Origin of the sequence: Streptoverticillium reticulum (assembly GCF_047456005.1) — a bacterium.
Lineage (GTDB): Bacteria > Actinomycetota > Actinomycetes > Streptomycetales > Streptomycetaceae > Streptomyces > Streptomyces reticulum.
Genome location: NZ_CP179755.1, coordinates 634,019 through 648,371, shown reverse-complemented (window position 1 = coordinate 648,371; position 14,353 = coordinate 634,019). Strand labels below are relative to the sequence as shown.

Sequence of the window (14,353 nt, the reverse complement as noted above, 5' to 3'; positions counted from 1 at the left end):
CACGAGGGAAGGAGAAAAGATGGCCTCGGCATCCAGCGCCCACCCGCTCGACCCGCTGTCCAAGGACGAGATCGGCGCCGTGAACGGGATCCTGCGCGCCGACGGGCGGATCGGCGACGCGTCACGCTTCGTCAGCATCACCTTGAAGGAGCCGCCCAAGGCGGTCGTCCAGGTGTTTTCCGACGGCCCCGTGCCCGACCGGGAGGCGTTCGTGGTGCTGCGCGAGCCCCGGCGCCGGGCCACCTACGAAGCGGTCGTCTCGCTCACCCGTGGCAGCGTGACTGCCTGGCGGCACGTGCCGGGAGCCCAACCTGCGCTGACGGAGGCGGAGTTCCGCGCATGCGAGGAGACGGTGCGCGCCGACGCCCGCTGGCAGGCGGCCCTGCGCCGGCGCGGCGTGACCGACTTCTCCCTGGCCGTCGTGGACTCATGGACGGTCGGCTGCCGGGGCCCGGCGGACGAGCGGCGCAGCCGTCGGCTGGTGCATGCGCTCACCTTCGTCCGCACGGGTCCGCGCGACAACCCGTACGCGCGGCCGGTGGAGGGGCTGCGCGCGCTGGTGGACCTCGACGAGATGACGGTGCTCGAGGTGGCCGACGAGGACGGGCCGCCACTGCCCCCGCACGCCGGGAACTACGCGGCCGACCTCATCGCCCGCGACGACAACTGGACCACCGTCACCGCCCCCGGGCCCGCGCTCCGTCCCCTCGACATCACTCAGCCCGAGGGCCCCTCCTTCACGGTCGACGGGCACGCGGTGTCCTGGTGGAAGTGGCGGCTGCGACTGGGCTTCACGCCCCGCGAGGGCCTGGTGCTGCACCGCGTCGGCTTCATGGACGCCGGACGCGAGCGGCCCGTCCTGTACCGCGCCTCGCTGTCGGAGATCTTCACCCCGTACGCCGACCCGGGCCTCGTCCACCGGCACAAGGCCGCCTTCGACGAGGGCGAGTACGGGGCGGGGTTCGTGGTCAACTCGCTGGAGCCGGGCTGCGACTGCCTGGGCGAGATCCGCTACGTGGACGTCGTCGTGCACGACGACCACGGCGCTCCCGTCACCCTGCCGCGCGCGATCTGCCTGCACGAGGAGGACGTCGGGGTCGGCTGGAAGCACACCGACTTCCGCACCGGGGAGGTCGAGACCCGCAGGCAGCGCCGCCTGGTCGTCTCCAGCTTCGCCGTCCTCGGCAACTACCAGTACGGCTACTTCTGGTACTTCTGCCTCGACGGCACGATCGAGTTCCAGATCAAGCTCACCGGCATGGTCTCCACGGGCGCGGCCGGTCCCGACGCCCCGCCGCGCTGCGGCACGCTGCTCGCCCCCGGCCTCTACGCCCCGAACCACCAGCACTTCTTCAACGTCCGCCTGGACATGTGCGTGGACGGCAACGAGAACGCGGTCCACGAGGTCGACGCCGAGCGCCTTCCGCAGGGGGAGGACAACCCGGAGGGCGGCGCGTGGGTCGCGCGGCGCACCCTGCTCGCCGACGAGGCCGCGGCCCAGCGCCTGGCCTGCCCCGCGACGGGCCGTTTCTGGCTGATCACCAATCCGGCCGTGCGCAACAGGCTGGGCGAGCCCGTCGCGTACAAGCTCGTGCCGGGCGCGACCGCGCTGCCCCAGGTGCGCGACGACGCGTCGGCGCACCGGCGCGCGGCGTTCGCCTTCAAGCATCTGTGGGTGACGGCCTACGACCCCGGGCAGCTGTTCGCCGCGGGCGCCTACCCCAACCAGCACCCGGGCGACGGCCTGCCCGCGTACGCGGCCGCCGACCGGCCGCTGGACGGGACGGACCTGGTCGTCTGGCACACCTTCGGCGACCACCACGTCGTGCGGCCCGAGGACTGGCCGGTCATGCCGGTGACCACCGTCGGGTTCCAGCTGAAGCCCTTCGGCTTCTTCGACGGGAACCCGGCCCTCGACGTGCCGCCGCCCCGACCGCACTGCTCCCGGGAACACAGGAGGGAGAGCAGGCAGTGACCGACCGCTACCCGACCCGTACGTCACGAGCCCCCGAACTGCTCGCACGCGAGGACCCCGTGTGCTGGGGCGAACCCGGCGGGGGACCGCTCGGCGAGGAGGACCTCGCCGTGTACGCCGCCACCGGATTCCACTGCGCCGAGCGGCTGCTGACCGACGACGAGGTGGCGCAGTGCAACGCCGAGCTGACACGGCTCGCCGGCGACCCGCGGCTGCTGCACGACGACCGCCTCGTCCGCGAGGGCGGCACGGGCGAGGTCCGCTCGGTGTTCGAGGTGCACCGGCTCAGCGAGCCGGTCGCGCGCGTCCTGGCCGCGCCCAAGGTGGTCGGCCTGGCGTGCCAGATCCTCGGCTCCGAGGTGTACGTGCACCAGAGCCGTATCAACTACAAGCCGGGGTTCGGCGGTGGGCCGTTCTACTGGCACTCCGACTTCGAGACCTGGCACGCCGAGGACGGCCTTGCGGCCCCGCGAGCGCTGTCCGTCTGTCTCGCGCTCGCGCCGAACCACCCGCACAACGGCGCCCTGATGATCATGCCCGGCTCGCACCTGACGTTCGTGACGTGCCGGGGGTCCACCCCGCCCGGCCACTTCCGGCGCTCGCTGAGCAGCCACGATCCGGAGATCGGCACGCCTGACCGGGCCAGCCTCACGACGCTGGCGGACCGCCACGGCATCCGGATGATCACGGGACCGGCCGGGTCGGCCACGGTCTTCGACTCCAACTGCATGCACGGCTCGAACGGCAACATCACGCCGTTCCCCCGGGCCAACCTCTTCGTGGTGTTCAACAGCGTCGACAACGCGCCGGGGAAACCGTTCGCCGCCCCGGGGCGGCGCCCGTCCTTCATCGCGGCCCGCGACATCACGCCGTTCGGGAGGTGAGCCGTGCGCCTGGCCCCGGCCGGTGGAGGGGCATGCCTCCGCGGCCTGGCGGCTCAGGGCCGGGTAAGGGAGGTTGGCCCAGTGCAGGCTGCGAGCCCGAAGGGCAGGTCGCTGGGCGGTGAAGCCGACCGCGGACAGCACGGGCTCCGCAGGTTGCACCATGAGTGTTGAGGCATCCAACCCCGTTGTGCGAAATGGCATTTCATGCCCTCTCCCGGAGGCCGATACGGTCGGATTCATGGAGTGGAATTTTGCGACGGTCGAACAACTCGCGGCTGCCTTGCGTGCCGGTGAAGTGACCTCGGCGGAACTGACCGACGAGGCGATCGCCCGTATCGAGCGGGACGACAAGGAGATCAACGCGATCTGTGTGCCGGACTTCGACCGTGCACGGGCCGCCGCGCGTGACGCCGACCAGGCGCGCGCCCGCGGTGAGGACCGGCCGCTGCTCGGTATTCCGGTGACGGTCAAAGAGTCCTACAACATCGCCGGACTGCCCACGACTTGGGGCATGCCGCTGCACCGGAACCACATGCCGGCCGAGGACGCGGTGCAGGTGTCGCGGCTCAAGGCCGCGGGCGCGGTGGTGCTCGGCAAGACCAACGTGCCCTTGGGGCTGCAGGACATACAGAGCTTCAACGAGATCTACGGCACCACCAATAACCCGTGGGACCACGGTCGCACGTCGGGCGGATCCTCCGGCGGATCAGCGGCGGCCCTGGCGTCCGGATTCGGCGCGCTGTCCATCGGCTCCGACCTCGCCGGTTCGTTGCGCACCCCCGCACACTTCTGCGGTGTCTACGCACACAAGCCGACACTCGGGCTGGCGGCGTACCGCGGTATGGTCCCGCCGCCCGCACCGGCATTGCCGGCCGACCCCGACCTCGCCGTCGTCGGTCCGATGGCACGCTCTGCCCGCGACCTCGCGCTCCTGCTCGACGTCATGGCCGGACCGGACCCGCTGACGCTCGGTGTGGCGTACGACGTGACGCTGCCGCCCGCGCGCCACGAGCGGCTCTGCGACTTCCGGGTCCTGGTCCTCGACGAGCATCCGCTCATTCCGACCGGGTCCGCTGTGCGGGCGGGCGTGAAACGGGTGGCCGACGCGCTTGTCGACGGCGGCGCCCGCGTCGAATGGCACAGTCCGCTGCTGCCCGATCTGACCGAAGCCGCGATGCTCTACAGGCAGTTGCTGTTCTCGGGCTCCGTTGCACGTTTTCCCGTCGAGGCGTACGAGCAGCTGCGGACCCGCGCCGCCCGACTGAGCGCGGACGACCAGAGCCTCGATGCGGCGCTGCTGCGCGGCATGGTGCTCAGCCACCGCGACTGGATCGAGGCGAACAACCGTCGCGAGCTCCACCGCCACGGCTGGCGGCAGCTCTTCGCCGAGTTCGACGCCGTGGTGTGTCCCATCACGCCCACTCCCGCGTTCCCGCACGACCACAAACCCGATCCAAGGGAACGCCGGATCGACATCGACGGCGTCGAGTACCCGTACTTCGACCAGCTCGTCTGGGCCGGTCTGGCCACCATGCCCGGCCTGCCCGCCACCGCCGTACCAGCGGGCCGGTCCCCCGAGGGTCTGCCGGTGGGAGTGCAGCTCATCGGTCCGATGTTCGAGGACCGCACCCCGCTGCGGCTGGCCGAACTGCTCGAGCAGAAGACAGGCGGCTTCCAGGCACCGAAGTAGGGCGTACTGCCTGGGTGCCCGTCGAGGGCGAGGTGCGGATCGCGACGAGGTCCCCGGAATGCACACAGTCGCTGCGCGGCACGCGAGTGCCAGCCGCCTCCCGCAACACGACAGAAGGTCGTCGCTGCAGAAGATCGGGGAGGCATTCATCTCCGTCGGCTCCGCCCCAGAGGTTACGACTTGCCGAACGGCAGCCACCTGATCTGGGCATGCGGACGCGGCCCGGTCCACCCTGCGCCCTGACACAGCGTCACACGTCACCCTTTGCCGATGAGATGTACGCCGTCCTGTGACAGCCGAAAGAGATGTACCAAGTGGTCGTCCGGAGACAGATCTGCTGACTTCTCCCCTCTTCTCTGCGCTGCCGGCCGGGGCCACGATCTTGGCGTGAGCCGATCTTGCGGCTCCGTTGTCCCGGAAGACCCAGCAGAGAGGAAACATCCATGAAGAACAACAAGAAGGCCATGTCCGCGCGTTACACCGTTCCCGCCCTGACCAAGGTCGGCAGCTTCGGCAAGGACACCAAGGGCGCCTCGCAGCGCGGCAAGATCGACACCACGGCGTCCGGCTACCGGATGGTCTGACCCGGATCGCGTGATGGCCGGTCATCCCCGATGACCGGGGAGGCGGGGGCGCTCAGTCTCCTGAGTGCCCCCGCCTCCCCACCTCATCCGGACAGGAAGCGTGAGCTCGTATGAGTGCTATGCCACTGACAGGACATCTGCTCGTCTTCCCCGATTCGCCCGGTGGAGCGTGGGCCCGAAAGAAGGTCCCCTTCACTCTCCCCCAGGACGCGGTGCACCCGTCCGGGCGGCCGTGGCTCGCCGGGTGCTGGGCCGCGGACGACCTCGTCGTGGCCGGGGCGGGGCCGGTTCGGGTGGCGGTGTTCGGGACGCCCGGCACGGTCGACCGTGAGCAACTGGGCGCAGCCGCCGCCCGGATACGGTGCCCCCAGGATCTGGACCGGCTGGCCCGGGAGCTGCCCGGCAGCAGTCACCTGGTGGCCTCGGTGCACGGCCACGTACGGTTCCAGGGCACGGTGACCGGCACCCGCTGCGTGTTCACCAGCCGGTTCGAAGGCGTGCCGGTCGCGAGCGACCGTGCCTGGCTGCTGGCCCGGCTGACCCGTGCCGAGCCGGACGAGCAACTGCTCGCGGCCAGAGTGACCACGACGGAATTCATCAGCCCGCTCACCGAGCGGAGTTGGTGGCGCGGGGTGGAGCAGGTGGAGCCAGGCTCCTGTCTGTTGCTCACCGGGGACGGCGCGTCCCGTACGCAGCGCTGGTGGACTCCGCCGGAGCCGGTGTTGCCGCTCGCCGCCGGGACCTGGCGGGTGCGCGAGGCGCTGCGCGAGGCCGTCGCAGTGCGGCGCCCTGTGCACGGCCGGCTGTCGGCGGACCTGTCCGGCGGAATGGACTCCACCTCCCTGTGCTTCCTCGCCGCCGAACACACCCCCGGTCTGCTGACGTTCCGCTGGACGGGCGGAAGCCCGATCGACGACGACGCCAACCACGCCGCCCGGGCCGCCGGTCTGCTGGAGCGGGCCGAGCACCTCGTCGTCCCGCCGGGTGAGGCGCCGCCCGTATTCGCTCCCCCGTATGCGCTCGCCGACGCCGAGGCGCCGCCACGGCTGACCCGGGGGCTCAATCTCATCCGCTACGGCGCCCGGCGCGTCGCCGGGCGCGGCGCGCGGCTGCATCTGGCCGGGCACGGCGCCGACGAGCTGTTCTGCGGCAGTCCCGCTTATCTGCACACCCTGGTACGCCGCCGCCCTGTGACCGCCCTGCGGCAGGCTCGGGTGCACCGCGCGCTGCGCCGCTGGGAGTTGCTGCCCACGCTGGCCGGGCTGGCGGGGCGGGAGGATCTGGGGACGTGGTGGCGGCGGTACGCGGTCCGACTCGGCGCCGTCGGGCCGTCCGCGCGGCCGGCTGCTCCGCCGCTCGGCTGGGGCGAGATGGCACCTGCGGCACCCTGGGCCACTGGTGATGCGATCACCGCCAGCAAGCGCCTGCTCCGCACTGTTGCGGACGAGGCCGGGCCGCTGGCCGCGGACCGGGGGCAGCACCGGGCACTGGTCCTGTTGCGTGCATCCGCCGCCTCCGCCCGTGACCACGCCCGGGAGTACGCCGCCCAGGGCCTGCGGCTGGAGCTTCCGTACCTGGACGACCGGGTCGTCGAGGCCGGGCTCGCGATCCGCACGTACGAGCGGTACACCCCCTGGCGGTTCAAACCGGTCCTCGCGGACGCGCTCCGCGGTGACGTACCCGACTTCGTCCTGGACCGCTATACCAAGGGCCACCACGACGACACCGTGCAGCAGGACCTGCAGCGGAGTCTGCCCTTCCTGCTCGACCTGTTCGACGGCTCCGAGCTGGCCGCACGCGGGCTGGTCGACACCGGCCGGCTGCGCACCGCCCTGCTGACCCCGCCGGAGGCCGGCAGCGATGCCCTGCTCCCGGCCCTCGAAGCAGCACTCGGCGCCGAGTTGTGGCTGCGAGCGCCGGCCGGCACACACGGGACCGGCTTCGGGGAGGCGGCATGAGCAGCCCCTGTGCCGTGCCCCCGCGGATCCGTCTGCCGCTGCACCGACGCATCCTGCCGTGTGCCGCGGCGGCCGCCTCGGCCCTGCTGATCAGGCTGCCGCCCCGTCATCTGGCCGCCGTCCTGCGGCGGGTGCGCGGCCGGGCCCGCCCGGCGGGCCCGGCGCAGACGTCCGCCGCCCGCACCGAGGTCATCGCGGTGAGCCTGCGCTGCGCGGTCGACGGATGCCTCCAGCTCTCGACCGCGACTGCCCTGCTGTGCCGGATGCGCGGGGCGTGGCCGACCTGGCGGGTCGGCGTGCGCACCACCCCGTTCGCCGCCCACTCGTGGGTGGAGGCGGACGGACAGGTGATCGACGAGCCACTGCCGGACGGCTACTACCAACCCCTGATGACCATCGCACCCCTGCCGGCTCCACCGGACCACGGGGAGAAGGAGAAGAGATGTTCCTGCGCCTGACGCCCGGCACGGTCACTGCCGAAACCGATGACGGAACGATCCTGCTGAACCAGCGGAGCGGCGGCTACTGGCAGCTCAACCCGACCGGGGCCCAGGCCCTGGCAGGACTGCTGGCAGGCCGCGCACCCGACCGGATCGCCGACGACTTCTCCGCCACGTACGGCATCTCGGCCGCACAGGCACGGACCGACCTCACCGCGCTGACCGAACACCTCGTTGCGGCCGGGCTGGTGGAAGCGGTCTGATGTTCCGCAGGCTGTGGGAGATGACCGAGGGGCACCGGAAGGCGCTGGGCGGCGCGCTGCTGCTCACCCTGGCCGCCGCCGGGCTGGGCATCGCCCAGCCCCTCGCAGCTCAGGCACTGGTCGACGCGCTCACGGCCGGGCAGCCCGCCCGCAGCTCGGCCGCCGTCCTCGTCACGCTGCTGCTCGCCCAAGCGGCCGTCGGCGGATCCGCGTACTACCTGCTGGAGCGGACCGGCGAACGCTTCACCCGACGCCTGCGCACGGGCCTGTTCGCACATCTCCTGCGGATCGAGATCCCCGTCTTCGACCGAATGCGGGTCGGAGACCTCCTCTCCCGCGCCTCCACCGACGTCCTCGTGCTGCAGGAAGCGATGACCCAGGTCTGTGTGCAGCTTGCCGCCAACCTGATCGTCGTCGCCGCCGTCGCCACCGCCCTGTTCCTGACGGACCCGCTCCTGATGGGCCTCGTCACGGGCATGCTGCTCGCCGACGCCCTCCTCGTCGCGCGGATCTCGGTACGAGTCGGCCACGCCTCCACCCGGTTCCAGGCTGCCGTGGGCCGTATCGCCGCCGAGGCCGAGCGAGTCCTGGGCAGTCTGCGCACCGTACGCGCGTACCGCGCCGAGGAACGGGAGCTGCGCGCCCTTGCCGACGCCGCCGACGAGGCGTACGCCGCGGGGCTGCACCGCGTCCGGCTGACAGCAGCCGTCAACCCGCTGGCGGAGGTGGCCGTCCGCAGCGCCTTCCTCCTGGTCCTGCTCGTCGGCACCGTCCGGGTCAGCCAGGGGAACCTGTCTCCGGGCGCGCTCGTGGCCGTCCTGCTGTACGTCAGCCAGCTCGCGTTTCCCCTGGGCCAGGCCATCGAGAGCATCGCCGCCGTCTACAAGCTCAAGGGGGCGGCCGACCGGGTGCAGGAGGTGTACGCCTGCCCCGCCGAGGACGCCGCCCCCGCGGCACCCGATGTCCCGGCCGCGGTATCCGGCGCTCCAGCGCTGGAGATCCGTGACCTGGCCTTCGGCTACAGCGCACACACGCCCGTCCTGCACAACCTCACCCTGACCGTCCCACGACACGCACTGGTGGCCCTGGTCGGCAGGTCCGGGTCGGGCAAGTCGACCGCCTTCGCCTTGGTCAACCGCTTCTATCAGCCCTGGAGCGGATCCATCCGGATCGACGGCCGGGAACTCGCCGACCTGGCTGGGCCGCAGGGCCGCGGCGCGCTGCCGGCATGGCGCTCCCGAATCGGCTGGGTCGAGCAGGACTGCCCCGTCCTGCACGGCACGCTGCGCGAGAACCTCCTGTACGGCGCTCCGGACGCTCCGGAGGCGGAGCTGTGGCGCGCAGTGGACCTGGCCGGCCTGCAGGGGACGGTCGACCGGCTGCCGGACGGGCTGGACACCGAGGTCGGAGAACGCGGCAGTCGGCTCTCCGGCGGGGAACGTCAGCGGGTGGCCATCGCCCGGGCCGTACTCCCCAGGCCTCGCCTGCTGCTCATGGACGAACCGACCGCCCACCTCGACCCGGCCTCCGAGTCGGCCCTGACCACGTCCCTGGGCAGGCTGCGCCGGGAGTGCGCGCTGCTGGTCATCGCGCACCGGATGTCCACCGTGCAGGCCGCCGACTCCGTCGTCCTGCTGGACGGCGGCAGGACCCTGGCCTCCGGCACCTACCACGAACTGCTGCAGTCCCGGCCGGAGTTCCGACGACTCGTCGGGCGCTCCGCCTCCGTCCCCGAACCCCCGGGACCCGGCTGACGAGCCGGCCGGAGACCAGCAGAACACCAACCAGACACGACAGAGAGAGACGGCATGTCCCAGATATCCCGACGCAAGGCCCTCGGACTCGCAGCCGCGGCCGGAGCCGCCGCCTCGGCCACGGCACTCGGCGCCACCCCTGTCTCCGCGGCCCCCCGTAAGTCACCCGACTCCGCACCGACTCCGAAGTCCGCGGCACCAAAGGCCGGTTCGACGCCCCGTTCCCTCCAGGAGATCACCGACGCCTGGGGCAACTGGATGGCCCGGACCCAGTTCCCCCATTCCGGGGGGTATTGGTTCACCGAGTCGACCGCCTACGGGCGGCAGGGCGCGCTCGATCCCTACCACCAGTACCAGGTCAACCAGAAGTACAGCGGCATCGTCTACGACGCCAGCGCGCCCTCCCCGGAACCCGGCGAGGTCACCTCCGTGGTGACCAACTACCGCAACGGCACCGAACTCGAGCAGACGGTCGAGTACCGCCAGGCCATGCTGACCCGGCGGAACCTGAAGCTCTCGGTCACCGAATCACTGCAGATCGGCGTTACGTCGTCGGCCAGCGTGACCATCCCGGGAGTCGCCGACATCGGCCAGACCACCACCATCCAGACGGATCTGTCATCCACCAAGGAATTCGGCATGGACAAGGAGCAGGAATGGTCGGTGACCCTGCCGCTGCGCATCCCGCCCAAGTCACATGTGGAGGCGACGCTGGTGGTGGGGACACAGGAGTACGACATCGACTGGACCGCCATGGTCACACTGACCGGCCGGGCCGCCATCTGGTTCAACAACAAGGTCGACTTCAACCACAACGGTGACCTGCACTACCTGTGGTTCCCGTCGATCGAGCGAGTGCTGAGCGACACACGGAAGAACAACCTGATCGACACCACCGGGTACGAGGTCGTCGGCAGCAGTGTGCAGGCCCGGGCCCGGGGCGTCTTCTACGGCGGCCAAGGTGTCGCCGTCAGCGTGAACACCAAGCAGTACCCGCTCGACGGGCGGGGTGCCGTCCTCGAGCGGCGCATCCCGCTCGGCCCGGACGGCAAGCCGGACTCCCTGTCGGCCCGCTGACCGCCGCCCGCCGCTCGGTTCCCGTGGCGGCGTGCTGCCTCCGACAGTGACCCGGAGGTCTGCGCCCTGGCCGTCGACGGAGCAGACCTTCACGGCCGTATTGCCGATCTCGTCCACCAGCGTCCTGTCGGCGTGAGGGTCGCGTCCTTGGTTTGGCGGCGGCGGCCGCGATCGTCGACGGATCCGAGAACACGGGCACGAGGGCCAGGGCGGCGGTCGGTACCACCGCTGTCCTGACCGACGTGGATCGTAAGGATCGTGTGAAAGGTGGCTTCGTTTCTCCTCACGGATGTTGCAGGTGTTGCGGGTGTTGATGTCTGTCTCCGAGCGGTGTTTCAGACCCGCACGCCGTGGCCGTGGGGGAACACGGGGTCCGCCGTGTCGTTCGGTACATCGGGCCGTGCGGCCTCGACCGCGGCCATGGAGCGGGGGAGTTCGAAGGGAAGCAGGCCCTCCGCGTGCGCGCGGCCGAAGGCGACGTCCAGCAAGGCCTCGTCGCTCGCACCGTAGTCCGCGATCAGTGCCGCTGCGCGCTCGGCGATCTCCGGTATGACGGCGGGCCGTTCCAGGTTGATGCAGACCAGCGTCGGCACCGTGTCCAGGAGCGCGAGCACGGGGGCGAGCTCCTCCTCGGTGAAGGCGAGCGTGCCGGAGTGGAAGAAGGACTCGAAGCGGTTCGGGCGGTGTTCGTAGGGCGTACGGAGCCGGATGATCGCGAGGTCGGCCGTCGCCGGGTCGGTGACCACGGAGCCGTACACGGCCGCGGCCTCGGCGTCGAGGTTCTCGACGTACACCTTGGGCCGCCCGGTGACCGGCAGCAGCGATGCGTTGTCGGCCAGGACGGTGAGTGAACGGCGCTGGGCCTCCGCCCCGGCAGCGGTGAACTCGCTCGCGCCGACGATGTCTTCGGCCAGGTCCGGGTCGACGCGGCGGTTGTCGAAGAGGCCGAGCACGAACTTCTCGCGCAGCAGGCGGCGTACCGATGCGTCGATGCGGGATTCCGCGATCCGGCCCGAGCGGACGAGCTCGACAACGATCTCGGGGCAGTGCTCCCCGCCGAACTGGTCCGCGCCCGCTGCGAGGGACTTCTCGGCGCGCTCGGCGACGGAGAGGTGTTCGCAGCCCCAGGCACGTGCGGAGTGCATCTCGCCGAAGATGGGAGCGTCGTTGAGCAGGCCCCAGTCGGTGCAGATGATGCCCGTGAAACCCAGTTGCTCGCGGAGCAGACCGGTGAGGACGCCCTTGTTGAAGCCGAACCCGACCTCTTCCCAGTCGGTGCCGACCGGCCGGCCGTAGTACGGCATCATCTGCGAACACCCGGCCGCGATGGCCGCCTTGAACGGCTCCAGGTGCAGGTCGCGCAGGCCGCCCGGGTAGACCTGGTCCTTGCCGTGCGGGAAGTGCGGGTCCTCGCCGTCCTTCTGCGGGCCGCCGCCGGGGAAGTGCTTGACCATGGCGGCGACCGACTCCGGACCGAGCTCGTCGCCCTGCAGCCCCTTGACGTACGCCGCCGCCAGCTCGCCCGCGAGCCGCGCTTCGGAGCCGAAGGTGCCGGACTGGCGGGACCAGCGGGGCTCGGTCGCCAGGTCGATCTGCGGATGCAGCGCCACACGGAAGCCGACGGCCAGGTACTCGCGGCGGACGGTGTCCGCGAACCGGTGCACCAGCTCCGGGTCCCCGATCGCAGCCAGCCCCAGCGGTTCCGGCCAGGCCGAGAAGGCACCGGCGTTGAAGGAGGCGCCGATGTTGTCGGTGAAGGAGTGCCGGGGGTCGGTGGAGAGGGTGACCGGGATGCCGAGCCGGGTGGCGGCCGCCAGCTCCTGCACCGCGTTGTGCCACAGGGCCATCTCGCGGGGGCCGTACTGGCCGAGGAGGTTGAAATGGGTGAGCTGCCTGTCCTTGATCAGCTCGGTGGTTCCGGCGGTCGGGGTGGAGCCGTCGGGGTCCTCGGCCGGGGAGCCGTCGGGGTTCATCGTCAGCATGTCCTGGAACAGCTGGCCCGCCTTCTCCTCCAAGGTCATCCGGGAGAGCAGGTCGTCGACGCGCCGGTCGACGGGGAGCGAAGCGTCCTGGTACGGGTGGACGGTCATGTGGCCGGTACTCCTTGCTACTTGCTGAGAGTTACTTGCTGCGAGCTACTTGACGGAGCAGATCAGCTGGACGAGTGCCGCTCCGGCCGCAGCCGCGATGCCGCCGAAGAGGAAGAGCGCTCCGTAGTTGCCGCCGCCCGGGCCGATGGCGAGCAGCAGCGGGGCGATCATCGGGACGAGGGACTGCGGCAGGGCGTTGGCGATGTTCAGCACACCCATGTCCTTGGCACTGGTCTCCGGATCCGGCAGGACGGCCGCGGCGAGCGCCACGTCGACGGCGAGGTAGAGGCCCTGCCCGAAGCCGAAGACACCCACGGCGGCCAGGAATGCCCCGAAGGACGAGGCCGTGGCGATCCCGGTGAGTCCGACGGCGATGACGAAGGCCGAGGCGAACACGAAGGGCTTGCGGCGGCCCGTGCCGTCCGAGAGGGAGCCGCCGAGCAGCGAGCCTGCGACCACACCGGCGACGGTCACGAGCGTGGTGAGGAACATCCTGCCCGGCACGTCGCCCTCGGCGACGCCGATCCGGTCCATCAGGAAGTACACCTGGTAGCTGGTGACACAGGAGATGCCGACGAAGACCAGGAAGCGACTGGCGAAGTTCCAGGCGTAGTCGGGGTGTTGGACCGGGTTCACCCAGAAGCTGCGCAGGAACTCGCGGACGCCGTACGGCGCGAAGCTGCCGGGCCGGGCCGGACGGTCCTTCATCACCAGGGCGAGGGCGCAGGCGCCGGCGACACCGAGGAAGGCCGGGACGACGAAGGCCGCGGCAATGTTGCCGTTGAAGACCTTGGCCAGGAACGTGCCGCAGACCATCGAGACCGACAGCATCATGCCCACGAGCCCGGAGACCCGGCCGCGCTGGTGGTCGGGGATCAGGTCGGGGATACAGGCGGTGATCATGCAGAGAGAGGCGTTGCAGCCGGCCTGTGCGATCGCCCAGCCGACGAGCAGCAGCGGCACGCTGTCCGCAAGGGCGACGACAGTGAGGCCTGCGCCGGCGACGAGCGCGCCGCCGACGAGCCAGGGGCGCCGGCGCCCGAAGCGGCTGGTGGTGCGGTCGGAGAGGGCACCGAACAGCGGGTTGCCGATCAGCGCCAGCAGGGCGCCGACGGACAGCACCGTGCCGAGGGCCGTCCCCCGCTCGGCCTCCGGCACGATCTGGGCAACCCGCAGGGCCAGGGTCACGACGAGCGGGGTGAAGACCGCCGTGCAGACGCCGAGTTGGGCTGCGGCCAGGGCGAGGATCAGCTTGACCGGCGCGTCGGGGGGAGCCTGTTCGGCGGGAGCCTCGAGGGCGGGGACGGCCGGCGTCCTGCGCAAGCAGGAATGGGTGTGGGCATGGCGGATGTCGGCCATGGCGGCTCCAAGAAATTCCGGTGCGGCTTCTTTGCCGCGCCTGCGGCCTCAGGCTAGGAGCGGACCGCCGGGTAATTGCGCGGAAAAGGGTGGTAGCAGGTCGACAAATGGGGACGTGGATCGGTCGACTGGGGATGTCTGGATGTGCTTTCCCCGGGGGGCTGGATGGCTCTCCATGTGTCATATGGAATCTAACTAGTCGAATCGGTGATCATATGTCGACGAAGTGAGGCCATTACTTGACGAAAGTTGAGATCGGGGGCGCAGTCCGGTCAAGGG

General features: G+C 70.9%; 11 protein-coding genes. 9 read left to right on the top strand and 2 right to left on the bottom strand.

Annotated features, from left to right (window positions below):
• Nucleotides 1-19: 19 nt before the first annotated feature.
• The 9 genes from ACMATS_RS02895 (at nucleotide 20) to ACMATS_RS02855 (ending at nucleotide 10,625) form a co-directional block, all read left to right on the top strand.
• On the top strand, nucleotides 20-1,975 hold the full coding sequence (locus ACMATS_RS02895) for a primary-amine oxidase (protein WP_414166757.1): 1,956 nt from the start codon (nucleotides 20-22) through the stop codon (nucleotides 1,973-1,975).
• Complete coding sequence (gene thpD, locus ACMATS_RS02890) at nucleotides 1,972-2,859, top strand: ectoine hydroxylase (protein ID WP_414166756.1); 888 nt, start codon at nucleotides 1,972-1,974, stop codon at nucleotides 2,857-2,859. Before ACMATS_RS02895 ends, thpD begins: the two co-directional genes overlap by 4 nt.
• A 238-nt stretch (nucleotides 2,860-3,097) precedes the next feature.
• The gene (locus tag ACMATS_RS02885; RefSeq protein WP_414166755.1) at nucleotides 3,098-4,549 is read left to right on the top strand and encodes an amidase; all 1,452 of its coding nucleotides are present in this window, start codon (nucleotides 3,098-3,100) and stop codon (nucleotides 4,547-4,549) included.
• A 443-nt stretch (nucleotides 4,550-4,992) separates the two neighbouring features.
• A complete protein-coding gene (locus ACMATS_RS02880; RefSeq protein WP_414166754.1) occupies nucleotides 4,993-5,133 on the top strand; it encodes a lasso RiPP family leader peptide-containing protein in 141 nt (46 codons plus the stop codon).
• A gap of 119 nt (nucleotides 5,134-5,252) precedes the next feature.
• Nucleotides 5,253-7,091: an asparagine synthase-related protein gene (locus tag ACMATS_RS02875; RefSeq protein WP_414166753.1), complete on the top strand. Its 1,839-nt coding sequence runs from the start codon at nucleotides 5,253-5,255 to the stop codon at nucleotides 7,089-7,091.
• Complete coding sequence (locus tag ACMATS_RS02870; protein WP_414166752.1) at nucleotides 7,088-7,549, top strand: lasso peptide biosynthesis B2 protein; 462 nt, start codon at nucleotides 7,088-7,090, stop codon at nucleotides 7,547-7,549. The genes ACMATS_RS02875 and ACMATS_RS02870 overlap by 4 nt, the downstream gene beginning before the upstream one ends.
• A complete protein-coding gene (locus tag ACMATS_RS02865) occupies nucleotides 7,534-7,794 on the top strand; it encodes a lasso peptide biosynthesis PqqD family chaperone (RefSeq protein WP_390781240.1) in 261 nt (86 codons plus the stop codon). The genes ACMATS_RS02870 and ACMATS_RS02865 overlap by 16 nt, the downstream gene beginning before the upstream one ends.
• On the top strand, nucleotides 7,794-9,548 hold the full coding sequence (locus ACMATS_RS02860) for an ABC transporter ATP-binding protein (RefSeq protein ID WP_414166751.1): 1,755 nt from the start codon (nucleotides 7,794-7,796) through the stop codon (nucleotides 9,546-9,548). Before ACMATS_RS02865 ends, ACMATS_RS02860 begins: the two co-directional genes overlap by 1 nt.
• Nucleotides 9,549-9,602: 54 nt before the next feature.
• Complete coding sequence (locus tag ACMATS_RS02855) at nucleotides 9,603-10,625, top strand: ETX/MTX2 family pore-forming toxin (protein ID WP_414166750.1); 1,023 nt, start codon at nucleotides 9,603-9,605, stop codon at nucleotides 10,623-10,625.
• A 335-nt stretch (nucleotides 10,626-10,960) separates the two neighbouring features.
• Here ACMATS_RS02855 and ACMATS_RS02850 read toward each other — a convergent pair whose 3' ends face one another.
• On the bottom strand, nucleotides 10,961-12,715 hold the full coding sequence (locus ACMATS_RS02850; protein ID WP_414166749.1) for a glycoside hydrolase family 3 protein: 1,755 nt from the start codon (nucleotides 12,713-12,715) through the stop codon (nucleotides 10,961-10,963).
• Nucleotides 12,716-12,760: 45 nt separating this feature from the next.
• The gene (locus ACMATS_RS02845) at nucleotides 12,761-14,074 is read right to left on the bottom strand and encodes an MFS transporter (RefSeq protein WP_414166748.1); all 1,314 of its coding nucleotides are present in this window, start codon (nucleotides 14,072-14,074) and stop codon (nucleotides 12,761-12,763) included.
• Nucleotides 14,075-14,353 lie beyond the last annotated feature (279 nt).

Coding starts and splice junctions, on each gene's coding strand:
- ACMATS_RS02895 (WP_414166757.1), top strand. CDS start 20: ATGGCCTCGGCATCCAGCGCCCACCCGCTCGACCCGCTGTCCAAGGAC.
- ACMATS_RS02885 (WP_414166755.1), top strand. CDS start 3,098: ATGGAGTGGAATTTTGCGACGGTCGAACAACTCGCGGCTGCCTTGCGT.
- ACMATS_RS02880 (WP_414166754.1), top strand. CDS start 4,993: ATGAAGAACAACAAGAAGGCCATGTCCGCGCGTTACACCGTTCCCGCC.
- ACMATS_RS02875 (WP_414166753.1), top strand. CDS start 5,253: ATGCCACTGACAGGACATCTGCTCGTCTTCCCCGATTCGCCCGGTGGA.
- ACMATS_RS02870 (WP_414166752.1), top strand. CDS start 7,088: ATGAGCAGCCCCTGTGCCGTGCCCCCGCGGATCCGTCTGCCGCTGCAC.
- ACMATS_RS02865 (WP_390781240.1), top strand. CDS start 7,534: ATGTTCCTGCGCCTGACGCCCGGCACGGTCACTGCCGAAACCGATGAC.
- ACMATS_RS02860 (WP_414166751.1), top strand. CDS start 7,794: ATGTTCCGCAGGCTGTGGGAGATGACCGAGGGGCACCGGAAGGCGCTG.
- ACMATS_RS02855 (WP_414166750.1), top strand. CDS start 9,603: ATGTCCCAGATATCCCGACGCAAGGCCCTCGGACTCGCAGCCGCGGCC.
- ACMATS_RS02850 (WP_414166749.1), bottom strand. CDS start 12,715: ATGACCGTCCACCCGTACCAGGACGCTTCGCTCCCCGTCGACCGGCGC.
- ACMATS_RS02845 (WP_414166748.1), bottom strand. CDS start 14,074: ATGGCCGACATCCGCCATGCCCACACCCATTCCTGCTTGCGCAGGACG.